The organism is Cellulomonas composti (assembly GCF_007990245.1).
Taxonomy (GTDB): domain Bacteria; phylum Actinomycetota; class Actinomycetes; order Actinomycetales; family Cellulomonadaceae; genus Cellulomonas; species Cellulomonas composti.
In genome coordinates this window covers 1-16,860 of sequence record NZ_BJWG01000017.1, presented here as the reverse complement: position 1 = coordinate 16,860, position 16,860 = coordinate 1, and the positions used below count along the sequence as shown (strand labels likewise).

General features: G+C 72.1%; 15 protein-coding genes. 1 reads left to right on the top strand and 14 read right to left on the bottom strand.

Features of this window, described 5'->3' with window-relative positions:
* Positions 1–2: 2 nt before the first annotated feature.
* From nuoL to CCO02nite_RS14720, 14 genes are all read right to left on the bottom strand, one after another.
* On the bottom strand, positions 3–2,000 hold the full coding sequence (gene nuoL / locus CCO02nite_RS14785; RefSeq protein ID WP_146843944.1) for an NADH-quinone oxidoreductase subunit L: 1,998 nt from the start codon (positions 1,998–2,000) through the stop codon (positions 3–5).
* A gap of 10 nt (positions 2,001–2,010) precedes the next feature.
* Positions 2,011–2,310, bottom strand: a complete 300-nt coding sequence (nuoK, locus tag CCO02nite_RS14780) for an NADH-quinone oxidoreductase subunit NuoK (RefSeq protein WP_146843943.1) — start codon at positions 2,308–2,310, stop codon at positions 2,011–2,013.
* On the bottom strand, positions 2,307–3,170 hold the full coding sequence (locus CCO02nite_RS14775; protein WP_371862525.1) for an NADH-quinone oxidoreductase subunit J: 864 nt from the start codon (positions 3,168–3,170) through the stop codon (positions 2,307–2,309). The genes nuoK and CCO02nite_RS14775 overlap by 4 nt, the downstream gene beginning before the upstream one ends.
* Complete coding sequence (gene nuoI / locus CCO02nite_RS14770) at positions 3,167–3,943, bottom strand: NADH-quinone oxidoreductase subunit NuoI (protein WP_146843942.1); 777 nt, start codon at positions 3,941–3,943, stop codon at positions 3,167–3,169. Before nuoI ends, CCO02nite_RS14775 begins: the two co-directional genes overlap by 4 nt.
* Positions 3,936–5,291 (bottom strand): NADH-quinone oxidoreductase subunit NuoH, encoded by a 1,356-nt coding sequence (gene nuoH / locus CCO02nite_RS14765; RefSeq protein WP_246117580.1) that lies wholly within the window; start codon positions 5,289–5,291, stop codon positions 3,936–3,938. Before nuoH ends, nuoI begins: the two co-directional genes overlap by 8 nt.
* A 2-nt stretch (positions 5,292–5,293) precedes the next feature.
* A complete protein-coding gene (locus tag CCO02nite_RS14760) occupies positions 5,294–7,915 on the bottom strand; it encodes an NADH-quinone oxidoreductase subunit G (protein WP_146843940.1) in 2,622 nt (873 codons plus the stop codon).
* Positions 7,912–9,252, bottom strand: a complete 1,341-nt coding sequence (gene nuoF / locus CCO02nite_RS14755; protein ID WP_146843939.1) for an NADH-quinone oxidoreductase subunit NuoF — start codon at positions 9,250–9,252, stop codon at positions 7,912–7,914. Before nuoF ends, CCO02nite_RS14760 begins: the two co-directional genes overlap by 4 nt.
* On the bottom strand, positions 9,252–10,133 hold the full coding sequence (gene nuoE, locus CCO02nite_RS14750; protein ID WP_146843938.1) for an NADH-quinone oxidoreductase subunit NuoE: 882 nt from the start codon (positions 10,131–10,133) through the stop codon (positions 9,252–9,254). Before nuoE ends, nuoF begins: the two co-directional genes overlap by 1 nt.
* Positions 10,133–11,485: an NADH-quinone oxidoreductase subunit D gene (locus CCO02nite_RS14745; RefSeq protein ID WP_146843937.1), complete on the bottom strand. Its 1,353-nt coding sequence runs from the start codon at positions 11,483–11,485 to the stop codon at positions 10,133–10,135. The genes nuoE and CCO02nite_RS14745 overlap by 1 nt, the downstream gene beginning before the upstream one ends.
* Positions 11,485–12,270: an NADH-quinone oxidoreductase subunit C gene (locus tag CCO02nite_RS14740; protein WP_146843936.1), complete on the bottom strand. Its 786-nt coding sequence runs from the start codon at positions 12,268–12,270 to the stop codon at positions 11,485–11,487. Before CCO02nite_RS14740 ends, CCO02nite_RS14745 begins: the two co-directional genes overlap by 1 nt.
* Positions 12,267–12,818: a NuoB/complex I 20 kDa subunit family protein gene (locus CCO02nite_RS14735; RefSeq protein WP_146843935.1), complete on the bottom strand. Its 552-nt coding sequence runs from the start codon at positions 12,816–12,818 to the stop codon at positions 12,267–12,269. Before CCO02nite_RS14735 ends, CCO02nite_RS14740 begins: the two co-directional genes overlap by 4 nt.
* Before the next feature lie 49 nt (positions 12,819–12,867).
* Positions 12,868–13,230: an NADH-quinone oxidoreductase subunit A gene (locus CCO02nite_RS14730; RefSeq protein WP_146843934.1), complete on the bottom strand. Its 363-nt coding sequence runs from the start codon at positions 13,228–13,230 to the stop codon at positions 12,868–12,870.
* A 40-nt stretch (positions 13,231–13,270) separates the two neighbouring features.
* Positions 13,271–14,563, bottom strand: coding sequence for a geranylgeranyl reductase family protein (locus CCO02nite_RS14725; RefSeq protein ID WP_146843933.1), 1,293 nt, complete (start codon positions 14,561–14,563; stop codon positions 13,271–13,273).
* A gap of 173 nt (positions 14,564–14,736) precedes the next feature.
* Positions 14,737–15,435 (bottom strand): demethylmenaquinone methyltransferase, encoded by a 699-nt coding sequence (locus CCO02nite_RS14720; RefSeq protein WP_146843932.1) that lies wholly within the window; start codon positions 15,433–15,435, stop codon positions 14,737–14,739.
* Positions 15,436–15,495: 60 nt separating this feature from the next.
* On the opposite strand from CCO02nite_RS14720, the gene CCO02nite_RS14715 reads away from it, so the two are divergent.
* Positions 15,496–16,839 (top strand): isochorismate synthase, encoded by a 1,344-nt coding sequence (locus CCO02nite_RS14715; protein WP_146843931.1) that lies wholly within the window; start codon positions 15,496–15,498, stop codon positions 16,837–16,839.
* Positions 16,840–16,860 lie beyond the last annotated feature (21 nt).

Here is a 16,860-nt window from a genome sequence, read left to right as displayed (position 1 = left end):
CCTCAGCTCTGCACGGCCAGGACGACCACCAGCAGGACCACGAGGCCCGCCAGCATCGTCGCGGCGTAGGTACGGACGTAGCCGGTCTGGGCCCGGCGGAACAGCGACCCGAGGCCCACCGTGACGCGGGCGACCCCGGTCACGGCCCCGTCGACGACCGTGCGGTCGGCGAACACGAGCGAGCGGGTGAGGTGCTCGCCGGGCTCCACCAGCAGCGCGTCGTTGACCGCGTCCTGGTAGAGGTCGACGCGTGCCGCACGGGTCAGCGCGGTGCCGACCGGCGGGACGACCGGGACGGTCGAGACCGCGTACCGGCGCCACGCGAGCACCAGCCCGACGACGACGAGGCCGAGGGTCAGACCCATCAGCACACCCGCGGGCAGCACGGGCTCACCGTGCTCGGCGTGCCCGGTCACGGGCGAGAGCCAGTCGACGAAGCGGCTGCCCGTGGCCAGCACGAGGCCGAGCCCGACCGAGCCGACCGCCAGGATGATCATCGGCCAGGTCATCAGGGCCGGGGACTCGTGCGGGTGCTGCTCGGAGCCGTCCTTGCGGGCCGACCAGCGCCGGTCCCCCTCGAACGTCATGAAGAACAGCCGCGACATGTAGAACGCGGTGACGCCCGCGCCCAGCAGCGCGACGCCGCCGAACACCCACGCGCGCCACTCCTGCCCGTCGGTCGGGATGAAGGCCGCCTCGATGATCTTGTCCTTCGAGAAGAACCCGGAGAACGGCGGGATGCCGAGGATCGCGAGCCAGCCCATCATGAACGTCAGCCACGTGACCTTCATGTACCGCGCGAGGCCGCCGAACCGGCGCATGTCGACCTGGTCGTCCATGCCGTGCATCACCGAGCCGGCCCCGAGGAACATGCCGGCCTTGAAGAAGCCGTGCGTGACCAGGTGGAAGATCGCGAACGCGTACCCGACGGGGCCCAGGCCCGCGGCGAGCACCATGTACCCGATCTGCGACATGGTCGAGGCGGCGAGCGCCTTCTTGATGTCGTCCTTCGCACAGCCGACGATCGCCCCGAACAGGAGCGTGATTGCGCCGACGATCACGACGACGAGCTGCGCGTCGGGCGCGGCCTCGAACACCGCCCCCGAGCGCACGATCAGGTACACGCCGGCGGTGACCATGGTCGCGGCGTGGATGAGCGCGGACACCGGGGTCGGGCCGGCCATCGCGTCCCCGAGCCAGGACTGCAGCGGGAACTGCGCCGACTTGCCGCACGCGGCGAGGAGCAGCATGAGGCCGATCGCCGTCATGGTGCCCTCGCTGACGCCGGCCAGCGCCGGGTCGGCGGCGCCACCGAGCACGGTCTCGAAGTCGAGTCCGCCGAAGTGCGCGAACATCAGCCCCATCGCGACGATCAGGCCGACGTCGCCGACGCGGTTGGCGACGAACGCCTTCTTGGCCGCGACCGCGTACGGCGTGTGGTGGTTCCAGAACCCGATCAGCAGGTACGACGCGAGACCCACGCCCTCCCACCCGACGAACAGCAGCAGGTAGGAGTCGGCGAGCACCAGCAGGAGCATCGCGGCGACGAACAGGTTGAGGTACGCGAAGAACCGGCGCCGGTCGCGGTCGTGGTCCATGTAGGCCACGGAGTACACGTGGATGAGCGACCCGACGAACGTCACGAGCAGCACGAACGTCAGCGACAGCGGGTCGAGCCGGATGCCCGCGTCGACGTGGAACGAGCCCGCGTCGATCCAGGTGCCGATCGGTACGAGCAGCGTGCGCTGGTCCGAGGGCCGCTCCACGAGGCGCAGGAACGCGACGACGCCGAAGACGAAGGCGGCGCTGGAGGCCAGCACGCCGAGCCAGTGGCCCCAGCGGTCGGCCCGGCGGCCGAGCAGCAGCAGCACCGCCGCCGAGGCGAGCGGTAGTCCGACGAGCAGCGGCGTGACCAGGAAGATCCCGGCCTGCACCGTCTCGGTCGCAGGGGCGAGCGTGTCCGCGGGCAGGCTCGCCGCGAGCGCGGTCAGGGTGTGCACGGGCCGCCCCTCAGCTCTTCAGGAGATTCACGTCGTCGACCGAGGCCGAGCGGCGGGTACGGAAGATCGCGACGATGATCGCGAGGCCGACGACGACCTCGGCGGCGGCGACGACCATGACGAAGAAAGCGAGCACCTGGCCGGTGAGCTGGCCGTGCATGCGGCTGAACGTGACCAACGACAGGTTCGTCGCGTTGAGCATCAGCTCGATGCCCATGAACACGATGATCGCGTTGCGCCGCAGCAGCACGGTGCTCGCGCCGACCGAGAACAGGATCCCGGACAGCACCAGGTAGTGGGTGAGCGTCACTTCGCCTCCTGCGGCTGTGCGGCGTCGTCGGCCGGCTCGTCGGGGCTCGTCGTGAGCGCGTCGGGCGGGTCCGCCTCGTGGCCGGCGATGACCCGTTCGATGCGCGCGGCGTACTCGGCGGCGTCGGCCTCCTGGCCGCGCACCCGCAGCACGCGCGGCACCGAGCTCTCGATCGGCCGGCCCTGCGGGTCGAGCGCGGGCACGTCCATCGCGTTGTGCCGGGCGTACACGCCGGGCGCCGGCAGCGGCGCGAGGTGCTGGCCCGAGCGCACGCGCGCGTCGGCGAGCTCGCGCTGCCCGACCTTGGGCGTCAGCCGCGGGCGGTGCGTGTAGACGAGCGCGCCGAGCGCGGCGGTGACCAGCAGCGCGCCGACCACCTCCATCGCGAACACGTGCTCGCCGAAGATCACGCGCGCGATGCCGATCGGGTTGGTGTCGGCGTTCGCGCTCTCGAGGCCCACCGGCTCGTCGTACAGCGCCGTGCCGACGACCCCGACGAGCACGACCGCGAGCCCCAGGCCCGCGAGCCAGGCGATCCAGCGCTGCCCGCGGATCGTCTCGACGAGCGAGTCGGCCGAGCCGACCCCGACGAGCATGAGCACGAACAGGAACAGCATCATGATCGCGCCGGTGTAGACGACGACCTGGACGACGCCCAGGAACACCGCGCCCTGCGCGACGTAGATGAACGCCAGGCAGATCATCACGAGGATCAGCGACAGCGCGGCGTGCACGGCCTTGCGCACGAACAGCAGGCCGAACGACGCGATCACCATGACCGGCGCGAGGATCCAGAACAGCACCGCCTCTGCGGTACTCGCCTGCCCTCCCTCGAGGACGGCGGGCAGCATCGCGTTCATCGCATCCCCTGCCGGTTCGCGGCGGCGACGGTCTCGGCCATGACGGCGGCGGCGGGGCCGAGGACGTTCGCGGCCTCCAGGCCGGCACCCTCGGGCAGCGTCGGGTCGTCGGGCCGGTGCTCGCGTACCCAGTCGCGCTGCGCGTCGGTCGCGCCCGTGACCTCGCCTCGGTAGTACTCGGTGTCCGTCGTGCCCTCCACCATCGGGTGCGGGGCCGCCAGCATGCCCTCGCGCAGCGGCGCCAGCAGGTCCTGCTTCTCGTAGATCAGCCCGGCCCTCGTCGGGCCCGCGAGCTCGTACTCGTTCGTCATGGTGAGCGCACGTGTCGGGCAGGCCTCGATGCACAGGCCGCAGAAGATGCAACGCAGGTAGTTGATCTGGTAGACGCGGCCGTAGCGCTCACCGGGCGAGTGCTGCTCGTCGGGCGTGTTGTCGGCGCCCTCGACGTAGATCGCGTCCGCGGGGCAGGCCCACGCGCACAGCTCGCAGCCGATGCACTTCTCGAGCCCGTCCGGGTACCGGTTGAGCTGGTGCCGGCCGTGGTAGCGCGGCTTCGTCGGGACGCGCTCGGACGGGTACTGCTCCGTGACCGTCTTGCGGAACATGTTCGAGAGCGTCACGCCGAACCCGCCCACGGGGGCGAGCGCGGACCGCAGGCCCGAGGCCGGTGGGATCACCGACGTGTAGCCGCCGTCCGCCGGCGCGCTGACCTCACCCGTCGCCGGCCGCTTCGCGACCGCGCCGGGCTGAGGCTTCTTCTTCGGCTCAGCCACCGTGGACCTCCTGGTCGGGGTCGGACTGGGGTTCGGAGATCTCGTCGGGGGCACCCACCGGGACCGTGGCGCGCACGCGACCCGCACGCGGCGACGGCGGCAGCACCTGGCCCGGCAGCGGCGGCACGGGGTAGCCGTCCCGGAAGGCGTCGAGGACCTGCGGGCCCTCGGCCGCGGCGGCGGCAGCCTTCTTCTCGGGGACGAACATCGAGATCACGATCCCGACGACGAACACCCCCGCGAGCCCGAACAGGATCGTGCGGAGCTGCACGTCCTCGAACTGCGGGAACACGCGCAGACCCTGGACCACCGAGACGCACACGAGCCAGACGAGCGACGCCGGGATGAGCACCTTCCAGCCCAGCTTCATGAACTGGTCGTAGCGGAACCGCAGCACGGAGCCGCGCACCCACACGAAGAAGAACATCAGGCCCCACAGCTTGACGAGGAACCACAGCACGGGCCACCAGCCCTCGTTGAACATGCCGTCGTTGATCGTCGAGACCGGCCAGGGGGCGCGCCAGCCGCCGAGGAACAGCGTGGTGGCGACGGCCGAGACGTTGAGCATGTTGATGTACTCGGCGAGGAAGAACCACGCGAACTTCATCGACGAGTACTCGGTGGTGTACCCGCCGACCAGCTCGCCCTCGGCCTCGGGAAGGTCGAACGGGAGCCGGTTGGTCTCGCCGACCATCGAGATCACGTAGATGACGAACGCGGGCAGCAGCGGGAGGAACCACCAGACCTGCGTCTGCTCGTTGACGATCGTCGAGGTCGACATCGACCCGGACAGGATGAACACGCTCACCAGGGACAGGCCCATCGCGAGCTCGTAGCTGATGACCTGGGCGGTGGAGCGCACCCCGCCGAGCAGCGGGTAGGTCGAGTTCGACGACCAGCCGCCGAGCACGATGCCGTACACGCCCACGGCCGCGCAGGCCAGGATGTAGAGCACCGCGACCGGGAAGTCCGTGAGCTGCAGCGGCGTCTCGTGGCCGAACATGCTCACCGACGGCCCCAGCGGGATCACGGCGAACGTCAGCAGCGAGCAGAACACCGCGATCATCGGCGCGACGATGTAGACGACCTTGTCGGCCGCCTTGACGGTCATGTCCTCCTTGAACAGGAGCTTCATGGCGTCGGCGAGCGACTGCAGCAGGCCGAACGGGCCGTGCACGTTGGGGCCCGGCCGCACCTGCATGCGGGCGACGACCTTGCGCTCGAACCAGATCGCGATGAGCACGCTGGTGAGCAGGAAGATCACGATGACCACGGCCTTGATCAGCCAGATCCACCACGTGTCGTTGCTGAAGTCCGCGGCGACGCCGGGGATCGGTTCGGTGAGCACGATCAGACCTCCTCGTCCTGCGCCGGGTCCGCGGTGCCGGCGGCGATGCGCACCAGGGCACCGCCGTCCGCGTGCAGCGTGTCCCGCACCGCGCTGCCGGGGCTGTTCGTCGGGAGCCAGACCACCAGGTCGGGCATGTCCGTGACGAGCGCCGGCAACGTGATCGTCCCGGCGTCGGTGCTCACCGCGAGCGGTGCGCCGTCCGCCACGCCGGCCTGGGCCGCGGTCGCCGCGGACACCCGCGCGACCGGACGCTTCGCGGTACCGGCCAGGAACGGCTCACCGTCCTGCAGACGACCCGCGTCGAGCTGCAGGTGCCAGGTCGCCAGCACCGCATGACCCGGCGGGACCTGCGGCGGCTCGTCGCCCGCGACGTCGGGCGCCGCGACGCGCTCGCCGTCCCAGCCCCCGAGCTGGTCGAGCTCGGCGTGCACGTCCGCGAGCGAGTGCAGGCCCAGGTCGACGCCCATCGCGGCGGCCAGGCCGTCGAGCACGCGGTGGTCGGGCAGCGCGTGCGAGACGAGCGCCTGGCCGAACGGCCGGGGCCGGCCCTCCCACGTCACGAACGTGCCCGGCTTCTCGACCGGGGGCGCGACGGGCAGCACGACGTCCGCACGGCGCGTCACGTCGGACTCGCGCACCTCGAGCGAGACGACGAACCCGACCTTCTCGAGCGCGTCGCGCGCGAGCGCCGGGTCCGGCAGGTCGCCAGGGTCCACCCCGCCGACGACGAGCGCGCCCAGCGACCCGTCGCGGGCACCCGCGACGATCGCGGCGGTGGACCGGCCCGGCGCGTCCGGCAGGTGGTCGACGCCCCACACGGCGGCCAGGTCGACGCGGGCCGCGGCGTCGGCCACGGGCCGCCCGCCGGGCAGCAGCGACGGCAGCAGTCCGGCCTCGAGGCCACCGCGCTCGCCCGCGCGCCGCGGCACCCAGGCCAGGCGTGCACCCGAGCGCTCGGCGAGACGAAGCACGGCGCTCAGAGCGCCGGGCACACCCGCGAGCCGCTCCCCCACGAGGATCACGGCACCGGGCTCGCCCAGCGCGGCACCGGCCGCGGCGAGGGCTTCGTCGGACGCGTCGGCGACGATGCCGTCGAGCACCTCCGCCTCGGTCCCGGGCGCGGCGGCCAGCAGCGTGCCGGCGACCCGCGCCAGTCCGCGGCTCGCGAACGGCGCCACCGCGACCACGCGCGTGCGGTGCTGGGTCGCGGCCTTGCGCAGCCGCAGGAACAGGACGCCACCCTCCTCCTCGGGCTCCAGCCCGACGAGCAGCACGAGCGGAGCGCGGTCCAGGTCGGCGAACGTGACCTCGAGCGTGCGACCGGCAACCCGGTGGCCGAGGAACGCCGCCTCCTCGTCGGAGTGCGGACGAGCACGGCCGTCCACGTCGTTGGTGCGCAGCGCGACCCGCGCGAGCTTGCCGTAGGCGTACGCGTCCTCGAGCGTGAGGCGGCCGCCAGGCAGGACCCCGACTCCCGTGCCGGCGTCGATCGCGGCCCGCAGGCCGGCGGCCGCGGCGCCGAACGCCTCGACCCAGCTCGCCGGGACGAGCTCGCCGCGCGTGCCGTCCTCGTTGCGGTGCCGCACGAGCGGCGTCTCGATCCGGTCCGGCGCGCTCTGCCAGCGGAACGCGAAGCGGTCCTTGTCGCTGATCCACTCCTCGTTGACCGTCGGGTCCTCGCCCGCGAGGCGACGCAGCACGACGCCGCGACGGTGGTCGATGCGGATCGCGGAACCGTTCGAGTCGTGCTCGGAGATCGACGCGGTCGAGACGAGGTCGAAGGGCCGCGCACGGAACCGGTACGCGGCGCTGGTCAGCGCGCCGACGGGGCAGATCTGCACGACGTTGCCCGAGAAGTAGGACGCGAACGGCCGCCCGCTGAGGTCTTCGGCGGCCGCACCCGCGGGCGTCTCGCCCGCGAAGCCCAGCACCTGCGTGTCGAACGTGCCGATCTGCTGCTGCGCACCGCGCTTCTGCAGGTCGATGAACACGTCGCCCGCGATCTCCTCGGAGAACCGCGTGCAGCGCTGGCACAGGATGCACCGTTCGCGGTCGAGCAGGATCTGGGTCGAGATCGAGATCGGCTTGGGGAACGTGCGCTTGACGTCGACGAACCGCGACGTCGCGCGGCCGTTGCTCATGGCCTGGTTCTGCAGCGGGCACTCGCCGCCCTTGTCGCAGACCGGGCAGTCGAGCGGGTGGTTGATGAGCAGCATCTCCATGACGCCGTGCTGCGCCTTGTCCGCCTCGGGCGACGAGTGCTGCGTCTTGACCTGCATGCCGGGGCCGGCCTCGAGCGTGCAGGACGCCTGGGGCTTCGGCATCTTGGCGAGGCTGCCGTCGCGGCCCGGCGCCCACACCTCGACGAGGCACTGCCGGCACGCGCCGGCGGGGGCCAGCAGCGGGTGGTCGCAGAACCGCGGGATCTGGATGCCCAGCTCCTCGGCGGCCCGGATGACGAGCGTGCCCTTCGGCACGGTCGTCTCGATGCCGTCGATGCTGAACGTGACGGTCGCCGTCGGTTCGGCCGGCGCCGGGACCGGCGCGGCCGGGACGAGCGGTGTGCTCGTCGAGCGGTCGGCCGGGGCACCTGCCGTGGAACGGTCCGAGGTGATCGTCATGCGTGCACCCCCGCGAGGGCCGCTGGGGAGCGGCGTGGCGTGTAGTCGAACAGCGAGCTGCGCTCGGGCGGGAACAGGACGTCGGCGGGCGTGTGCGTGCCCGCCTCGAACTCCTCCCGGAAGTACTGGATCGCGCTGGTCACGGGGCTCGTTGCACCGTCGCCCAGCGCGCAGAACGCGCGGCCCAGGATGTTGTCGCACAGGTCGAGCAGCAGGTCGATGTCCTCGGTCGTGCCCTGACCGCGCTCGAGCCGCTGCAGGATCTGCGCGAGCCAGAACGTGCCCTCGCGGCACGGCGTGCACTTGCCGCACGACTCGTGCTTGTAGAACTCGGTCCACCGCGTGACGGCGCGCACCACCGAGGTCGTCTCGTCGAAGATCTGCAGCGCGCGCGTGCCGAGCATCGACCCGGCCGCACCCACCGACTCGTAGTCGAGCGGCACGTCGAGGTGCTCGGCCGTGAACAGCGGCGTCGAGGAGCCGCCCGGCGTCCAGAACTTGAGCTCGTGGCCCTCGCGGATGCCGCCCGCCATCTCGAGCAGCTCACGCAGCGTGATGCCCAGCGGCGCCTCGTACTGCCCGGGCCGCGTGACGTGGCCGGACAGCGAGAACAGCCCGTGACCGGTCGAGCGCTCGGTGCCCATCTGCTTGAACCAGTCGGCACCGCCGACCAGGATCCCGGGGACCGACGCGATCGACTCGACGTTGTTGACGACCGTCGGGCGTGCGTACAGGCCCGCGACCGCTGGGAAGGGGGGCTTGAGCCGCGGCTGGCCGCGCAGGCCCTCGAGCGAGTCGAGCAGCGCGGTCTCCTCGCCGCAGATGTACGCGCCGGCGCCGGCGTGCACCGTCACCTCGAGGTCGTATCCCGAGCCGAGGATGTTCTTCCCCAGGTAGCCCGCGGCGTACGCCTCCTCGACCGCGCGCAGCAGGCGGCGGTACACGTGCACCACCTCGCCGCGCACGTAGATGAAGGCGTGGTGGCAGCCGATCGCGAAGGACGTGATGATCACGCCCTCGATCAGGTGCTGCGGGCTCGCCATCATCAGGGGGATGTCCTTGCACGTCCCGGGCTCGGACTCGTCCGCGTTCACGACGAGGTAGCGCGGGCCGCCGTCCGGCGCAGGCAGGAAGCCCCACTTCATGCCCGTCGGGAAGCCGGCGCCGCCACGGCCGCGCAGGCCGGAGTCCTTGACCGCCGTCACGACGTCGGCCGCCGGCATGCCGAGCGCGCGGCGCAGGCCGCGGTAGCCACCGTGGTCCTCGTACGTCGCCAGGGTCCACGAACGGTCGGCGTCCCAGTGGTCGCTCAGCACCGGAGCGAGGGTCGTCGCCATCACTGCTCCTTCGCGTCGGAGGAGGCCTGCTTCTTCTCCCGCTGCTCGGACGACGAGTCCGCGGCCGTGGTGACCGGCCGTTCGGCGCTCGACTGCACGTCGCCGGTGCGCGGGGTGCCTGCCCCACGGGCCGGCGCCTTCGCGCGCGACGACGCGGCACGCGGGGGCTCCTCGCCCGGGAAGGGCGGCGCGGTCCAGCCCTGCTCGTGGGCGAGGACGGTGCCGCGCAGCGTCGGCTCGCCGGCCCCGACGCCCTCGTCGGCCCGGCCGTCCAGGAAGCCCGCGAGCACGCGGGACATCTCCTTGAACGGCACGACCTCGGCGGCGCCGCGCGTCGGGACGACCTTCTCGCCCGCGCGCAGCGCGTCGACGACCGCGGCCGCCGACTCCGGGGTCTGGTTGTCCAGGAACTCCCAGTTCACCATCACGACGGGTGCGTAGTCGCACGCCGCGTTGCACTCGACCCGCTCGAGGGTGACCTTGCCGTCCGGCGTCGTCTCGTCGTGCCCGACGCCGGTGTGGTCGCACAGGTGCTCCCAGATCGCGTCGCCACCCATCACGGCGCACAGCGTGTTGATGCACACGCCCACCGTGTACTCGCCGTTGGGGTGGCGCTTGTACTGCGTGTAGAACGTCGCGACGGCGCTGACCTCGGCCGTCGTCAGGCCGAGGGTCTGCGCGCAGAACGCGATCCCGCGCGGGCTGACGTACCCGTCCTCGGCCTGCACCAGGTGCAGCATCGGCAGCAGCGCCGAACGCTCCTGCGGGTAGCGCGCGACGATCTGCGCGGCGTCGGCGGCGAGCCGGGCGCGCGTCGCGTCGTCGTACGACGTGCGGTGCGCCTGACCCTCGCCGCGCGGCGTGAGCTCCTCGACGGACATCAGCGGTCCACCCCTCCCAGCACCGGGTCGATCGACGCGACCGCGACGACGACGTCGGCGATCTGCCCGCCCTCGCACAGGATCGACGTGGCCTGCAGGTTGTTGAAGCTCGGGTCGCGGAAGTGCGCACGGTAGGGACGCGTGCCGCCGTCGGAGACCAGGTGCACGCCCAGCTCACCGCGCGGGTGCTCGACCGTCTGCCACGCCTGTCCGGCCGGCACCCGGAAGCCCTCGGTGACGAGCTTGAAGTGGTGGATCAGGGCCTCCATCGAGGTGCCCATGATCTCCTTGATGTGCGCGAGCGAGTTGCCCATGCCGTCCGACCCGATCGCGAGCTGCGCGGGCCAGGCGATCTTCTTGTCGGCGACCATCACGGGGCCGGGGGTGCGGTCGAGCCGGTCGAGCGCCTGGCGGCAGATCTTCAGCGACTGATAGATCTCCTCCATCCGCACCTCGACGCGCCCCCACGCGTCGGCGGTCGAGGCCGTCGGCACGTCGAAGTCGTAGGTCTCGTAGCCGCAGTACGGCGCCGTCTTGCGCACGTCGTACGGCAGGCCCGCCGAGCGCAGCATCGGCCCCGTCACGCCGAGCGCCATGCAGCCCGCGAGGTTGAGGTGGCCGACACCCTTGAGCCGCAGGTGCAGGATCGGGTTGGCCATCATGAGGTCCTCGAGCTGGCGCAGGTAGTGCTCGACCTTGACCAGCGCCTCGCGCGTCGCCTCGACGCCACCCGTGGGCACGTCCTGCGCGACACCGCCGGGGCGGATGTACGCGTGGTTCATGCGCAGGCCGGAGATCAGCTCGAAGATCTTGAGAATCTCCTCACGTGCCGTGAACCCCTGGGTCATGATCGTCGTCGCGCCCAGCTCGTTGCCGCCCGTGGCGAGGCACACCAGGTGCGACGTGATGCGGTTGAGCTCCATCATCAGGACGCGGATGATGCTCGCCCGCTCAGGCACGTCGTCGGTGATGCCCAGGAGCTTCTCGACCGCGAGGCAGTAGCCCGCCTCCTGGAACAGCGGGGCGACGTAGTCCATGCGGGTGCAGAACGTCACGCCCTGCGTCCAGGTGCGGAACTCCATGTTCTTCTCGATGCCGGTGTGCAGGTAGCCGATGCCCGCGCGGGCCTCGGTCACCGTCTCGCCGTCGATCTCGAGCATCAGGCGCAGCACGCCGTGCGTCGACGGGTGCTGCGGACCCATGTTGACGACGATGCGCTCCTCGCCGAGGCGCGCGGCCTCCTCGGCGATGTCGGACCAGTCGCCGCCGGACGCCTCGAACGACGGGATGCCCACCGTCTCGTCGTCGACGATGTGGCCGGTGGAGTGGGGGGCGGGGCGTGTGGTGCTCATCAGCTGTAGGACCTCCGCTGGTCCGCGGGCGGGATCGACGCGCCCTTGTACTCGACCGGGATGCCGCCCAAGGGGTAGTCCTTGCGCTGCGGGTGGCCCGGCCAGTCGTCGGGCATCTCGATGCGGGCCAGGCCCGGGTGGCCGTCGAAGACCAGGCCGAAGAAGTCGTACGTCTCGCGCTCGTGCCAGTCGTTGGCCGGGTAGACGGACGTCGTCGACGGCAGGTGCGGGTCGGTCTCCGGCACCGCGACCTCAAGACGCAGGGTGCGGCTGTGCGTCACCGAGGTCAGGTGGTAGACGGCGTGCAGCTCGCGGCCCTCGTCGTGCGGGTAGTGCACGCCCGAGACGCCGAGGCTGAGCTCGAAGCGCAGGTCCTGGTCGTCGCGCAGGTGCTGCGCGACCTCGACGACGTGCTCGCGCACGACGTTCACCGTGAGCTCACCGCGGTCGACGACGACGGACTCGACCGCGTTCGCGTACCCGGTGCCCGACTCGTCGAGCAGCTCGGCGAGCACGTCGACCACCTCGTCGAACCAGCCACCGTACGGCCGCTCGCTCGGCCCCGGCATGACGATCGTCGTGACCAGGCCGCCGTAGCCCGAGGTGTCGCCGCTGTCGTGCGCGCCGAACAGGCCCTGCCGCACGTCCACGACGTCCAGCGGCGTGCGCGCGACCTCCGGGCCACCCTGCGCGCCCGCCTCGAGCGCGACCTCGGTCGTGCTCTGCGCGGTCGCGCCCGTGCCGGGGGCGACCGCCTTCGCGGCGTCCTTCTTCTCGTCGCTCATCGCAGCAGACCCGTCAGCTGGGACGTCGGTGTCGCCTCGAGGGCCGCGCGCTCGGCCGCCGCGGCGGCCTCCTTGCGGTTCACACCCATCGGCTCCTTCGAGATCTGCTCGTGCAGCGTGAGGATCGCGTTGAGGAGCATCTCCGGCCGCGGCGGACAGCCCGGCAGGTAGATGTCGACGGGGACGACGTGGTCGACGCCCTGCACGATCGCGTAGTTGTTGAACATGCCGCCGGACGACGCGCACACGCCCATCGACAGCACCCACTTCGGGCCGGCCATCTGGTCGTAGACCTGACGCACGACCGGGGCCATCTTCTGGCTCACGCGGCCCGCGACGATCATGAGGTCCGCCTGGCGCGGCGACGCGCGGAACACCTCCATGCCGAACCGCGAGATGTCGAACCGGGGGGTGCCCGCCGCCATCATCTCGATCGCGCAGCACGCCAGGCCGAACGTGACCGGCCACAGCGAGTTCTTGCGGAAGTAGCCGACGAGGTCCTCGATCGTCGTCAGCAGGAATCCCGAGGGAGCTTCCTCGATACCCATCAGGCCCTCCTCGTCGTCGTGCTCGTCGTGCGTGAGGTGCTCGTGACCGTCAGTCCCACTCGAGGCCCCCGCGGCGCCACTCGTAGACGAACGGCACGGTGATGAGGACCAGGAAGCCGACCATCGCGACGAGCCCGAAGACCGCGAGCTCCAGGAAGTCGACCGCCCACGGGTAGAGGAAGACGACCTCGATGTCGAACACGATGAACGTCATCGCCACCAGGTAGTACTTCACGGGGAACCGGCCGCCACCGATCGCGTGCGGCGTCGGCTGGATGCCGCACTCGTAGGCCTCGAGCTTGGCGCGGTTGTAGCGCTTGGGGCCGATGATCGCGCTGGCGCCGACGCCACCGAGCGCGAGGACCGCGCCGATCCCCATCAGCCACAGCAGCGGCACGTACGGGTTGGTCATCGCGCACTCCTCGGCGAGTCGTGGGGGGCGGGGCGGGGGGTCATGCTGCCGGTGCGATCCGGGCGAGGGCGGAGATCGTCCGGTCGACGAGATCGCCGCCGTGGGGTTCGTAACAGTCGGACAGGAGCTTGAGCACGAAGCGCATGAGCAGCGGCCGGGGCAGGCCGTGGCGCGTGCAGATCCGCATGACCTCGGGGTGCTCGATGATCTTCACGAACACGCGACCGAGCGTGTAGTACCCGCCGAGGTCGTCCTTCATGCGGCGCTGGTAGGTGGCGAACGCGCGCTCGCGGCCCGCGGCCGTGCCGCGCGCGAGGCCCTGCGCGATCGCGTCCGCCGCGACGCGGCCGGCCTGCAACCCGTACGCGATGCCCTCGCCGTTGAACGGACTGATCATGCCGGCGGAGTCGCCCGCGAGCATGAGGCCGTTGCCGTACAGCGGACCGCGGTTGAAGCCCATCGGCAGCGCGGCGCCGCGCACCGGCCCGAGCTGGTTGTCGGGCGTGAACTCCCACTCGGCGGGGGCGTTGGCCATCCACGCCGCGAACAGGGTCTTGTAGTCGACCTTCGTCGCGGCGGCAGTCGAGCTCACCGAGCCGAGGCCGACGTTGGCGGTGCCGTCGCCGAGCGCGAAGATCCAGCCGTACCCGGGCATGAGGTTGCTGCGGCCGGGCTCGCCGTCCCACAGCTCCAGGTGGGACTCCATCCACGCGTCGTCGTGCCGCGGCGTGCGGAAGTAGGTGCGGACGGCCACGCCCATCGGGCGGTCGTCGCGCTTGGTCAGGCCCAGGCCCGTGGCGAGCCGCGCGCTCACCCCGTCGGCGGCGACGACGACCCGGGCCCGGTAGGTGACGTCGTCGCCCGCTCGGCGCCCGTCGTCGTCCACGGGGCGTGCGGTCACGCCGATCACGCGACCCGTGCGCTCATGGCGGATCGCGCCGGTGACGTTGGTGCGCTCGTGCAGCTTGGCGCCCGCCGTGCGCGCGTGCTCGGCGAGGATCTGGTCGAGGCTCGTGCGGGCCCGCGCGAGCCCGTAGGAGGGGTACGACGAGATCTCGGGCCACGCGAGCTCGATGCGGTGCCCGCCGCCGATCACGCGCAGGCCCTTGTTGCGGATCCAGCCCTCGCGCTCGCGCACCGGCACGGCCATGCGGACCAGCTCGGCCACCGCGCGCGGGGTCAGCCCGTCGCCGCAGATCTTGTCGCGCGGGAAAGAGGCCTTCTCGAGGAGCAGCACGTCGAGCCCGGCGCGCGCGCAGTGGTACGCGGTCGCGGAGCCCGCAGGGCCCGCGCCCACGACGATGACGTCTGCGTCATCGGTTGCGTCCACCACCTGCGACTCCACTTGTGACGATGTTCACGTACGGCTCCGGCGAGTGTAACCACGCTCTCCGGGAGTGTCTGCGAAGGCTTACCTCACCTCGTCGGAGGCCTTCGCGACGGGGTGAAGAACGCCCGGTGAACTGCACATTCCTCTCTTCCGGGGCCTTCGTCCGGGCCCGTGCGTCAGGCGCTCGCCCTCGTCGCGCGGTGCAGCGCGACGATGCCGCCCGACAGGTTGCGGTAAGCCACGTCCTGCCAGCCGGCCCGCTTGATCGTCAGCCCCAGCTCGCGCTGGTCCGGCCAGTCGCGGATCGACTCCGCGAGGTAGGTGTAGGCCTCCGACTCCTTGCTCACCGCGCGTGCCACGCGCGGGAGTGCCTGGGTGAGGTAGCCGTTGTACACGGCCCGGAACGCCTTGCGCCTCGGCGTGGAGAACTCGCACACGACGAGCCGCCCGCCCGGTCGTGCGACGCGCAGCATCTCCGCCAGCGCGGTCTCGACGTCCGGCACGTTGCGCAGGCCGAACGAGATCGTCACGGCATCGAACGACTCGTCGGCGAACGGCAGCGCGAGCGCGTTGCCCGCGACGAACGGCAGGTCCGGCCGGCGCTGGTGGCCCACCGTGAGCATCCCGACCGACAGGTCGCACGGGATCACGCGGACGCCGGCGTCCGCGAGCGGCTCCGACGACGTGCCCGTGCCGGCGGCGAGGTCGAGCACCGTCTCGCCGGGTTGCGCGTCGATCGCGGCGATCGTCGCGCGCCGCCACGCCCGGTCCTGGCCCATCGACATCACGTCGTTGGTCCGGTCGTACTTCCCGGCGACGGCGTCGAACATCGCCGCGACCTCGGAGGGCTCCTTGTCCAAGCCTGCACGCGCCATGGGCCCCATCGTGCCAGCCTCGTCGGGCGGCCGCCCCCGTCGGGCATACCCTGGACGGCGATGAGCACGCTGACGTCGGTCCCCGAGGACCTCCCCCACCCGCTCGTCGTGCGGACCGTCGCGCTCGACCTGCCCGTCCGGGCACCCGACGCCGCGGGCCTTCCGCACGCCGACGACCTGCTCGACCTGCTGCCCCCCGACGCCCCCCTGGCGTGGGTGCGGCGCGGCGACGGCCTGGTCGCGTGGGGCGAGACGCTGCGCGTCGAGGTCGGTGGCGCGCAGCGGTTCGCGGACGCTGAGGCCGTCTGGCGCGCGGTCGTCGCGCACGCGGTGGTCCGCGACGAGGTGCAGGTGCCCGGCACGGGTCCCGTCGCGTTCGCGTCGTTCGCGTTCGACGACGAGTCGCCCGCGGGCGGCGTCGTCGTGGTCCCCTCGGTCGTCGTGGGGCGGCGGGCCGGCCGGACCTGGCTGACGACCATCTCGACCGGCGCGACCCTGGGCCCGGCGCCCGTGCTCGCCGACCTCGTCGGGCTCGCGCAACCGCCCGTCTCGCCCGGCGTCGTGACGTACGACGACGGCGCGGTGTCCGCCGACGGCTGGCGTGACGTGGTCGCCGCGGGGATCGCCGCGATCCGCCGCGGCGAGGTGGACAAGGTGGTGCTCGCGCGCGACGTGGTCGCGACCACCGAACGGCCCCTGGACGCCCGCTGGGCCCTGTCCCGGCTCGCCGACCGCTACCCGTCGTGCTGGACCTTCGCCGTCGACGGCCTGCTCGGCGCGACCCCCGAGCTGCTCGTGCGCTCCGAGAAGGGGCTGGTCACCTCGCGCGTGCTGGCCGGCACCATCCGCCGCACGGGCGACGACGCCGCCGACCTCGCGCGCGCCGCGATCCTCGCCCACTCCTCCAAGGACCTCGAGGAGCACGAGTACGCCGTGACGAGCGTCGCGCAGGCGCTCGAGCCGTTCTGCTCGTCGACGAACGTGCCCGACGTCCCGTTCGTCCTGCACCTGCCCAACGTCCTGCACCTCGCGTCCGACGTGACCGGCGTCCTGACCGCCCCCGTCGACACCGACGCCCACCCCACCTCGCTCGCCCTGGCCGCCGCGCTGCACCCCACCGCCGCGGTGTGCGGCACCCCGACCGTGGCCGCGCGCGAGCTGATCCGCGCCGTCGAGGGCATGGACCGCGCGCGCTACGCCGGGCCCGTCGGCTGGTTCGGTGCCGACGGCGACGGCGAGTGGGGCATCGCGCTGCGCTCCGCCCAGACCTCGTCCGACGACCCGCACCGCGTGCGCCTGTTCGCCGGCTGCGGCATCGTCGCCGCCTCCGACCCGGCCGCCGAGCTGGCGGAGTCCGAAGCCAAGCTAGAACCCATGCGCCACGCCCTCACCACAACCCCATAACCCCCCCCCCCCCCCCCCCCC

Coding starts and splice junctions, on each gene's coding strand:
- CCO02nite_RS14720 (WP_146843932.1), bottom strand. CDS start 15,435: ATGGCGCGTGCAGGCTTGGACAAGGAGCCCTCCGAGGTCGCGGCGATG.
- CCO02nite_RS14775 (WP_371862525.1), bottom strand. CDS start 3,170: ATGAACGCGATGCTGCCCGCCGTCCTCGAGGGAGGGCAGGCGAGTACC.
- CCO02nite_RS14740 (WP_146843936.1), bottom strand. CDS start 12,270: ATGAGCGACGAGAAGAAGGACGCCGCGAAGGCGGTCGCCCCCGGCACG.
- CCO02nite_RS14715 (WP_146843931.1), top strand. CDS start 15,496: ATGAGCACGCTGACGTCGGTCCCCGAGGACCTCCCCCACCCGCTCGTC.
- CCO02nite_RS14745 (WP_146843937.1), bottom strand. CDS start 11,485: ATGAGCACCACACGCCCCGCCCCCCACTCCACCGGCCACATCGTCGAC.
- CCO02nite_RS14735 (WP_146843935.1), bottom strand. CDS start 12,818: ATGGGTATCGAGGAAGCTCCCTCGGGATTCCTGCTGACGACGATCGAG.
- CCO02nite_RS14760 (WP_146843940.1), bottom strand. CDS start 7,915: ATGACGATCACCTCGGACCGTTCCACGGCAGGTGCCCCGGCCGACCGC.
- CCO02nite_RS14730 (WP_146843934.1), bottom strand. CDS start 13,230: ATGACCAACCCGTACGTGCCGCTGCTGTGGCTGATGGGGATCGGCGCG.
- nuoE (WP_146843938.1), bottom strand. CDS start 10,133: ATGTCCGTCGAGGAGCTCACGCCGCGCGGCGAGGGTCAGGCGCACCGC.
- nuoF (WP_146843939.1), bottom strand. CDS start 9,252: ATGGCGACGACCCTCGCTCCGGTGCTGAGCGACCACTGGGACGCCGAC.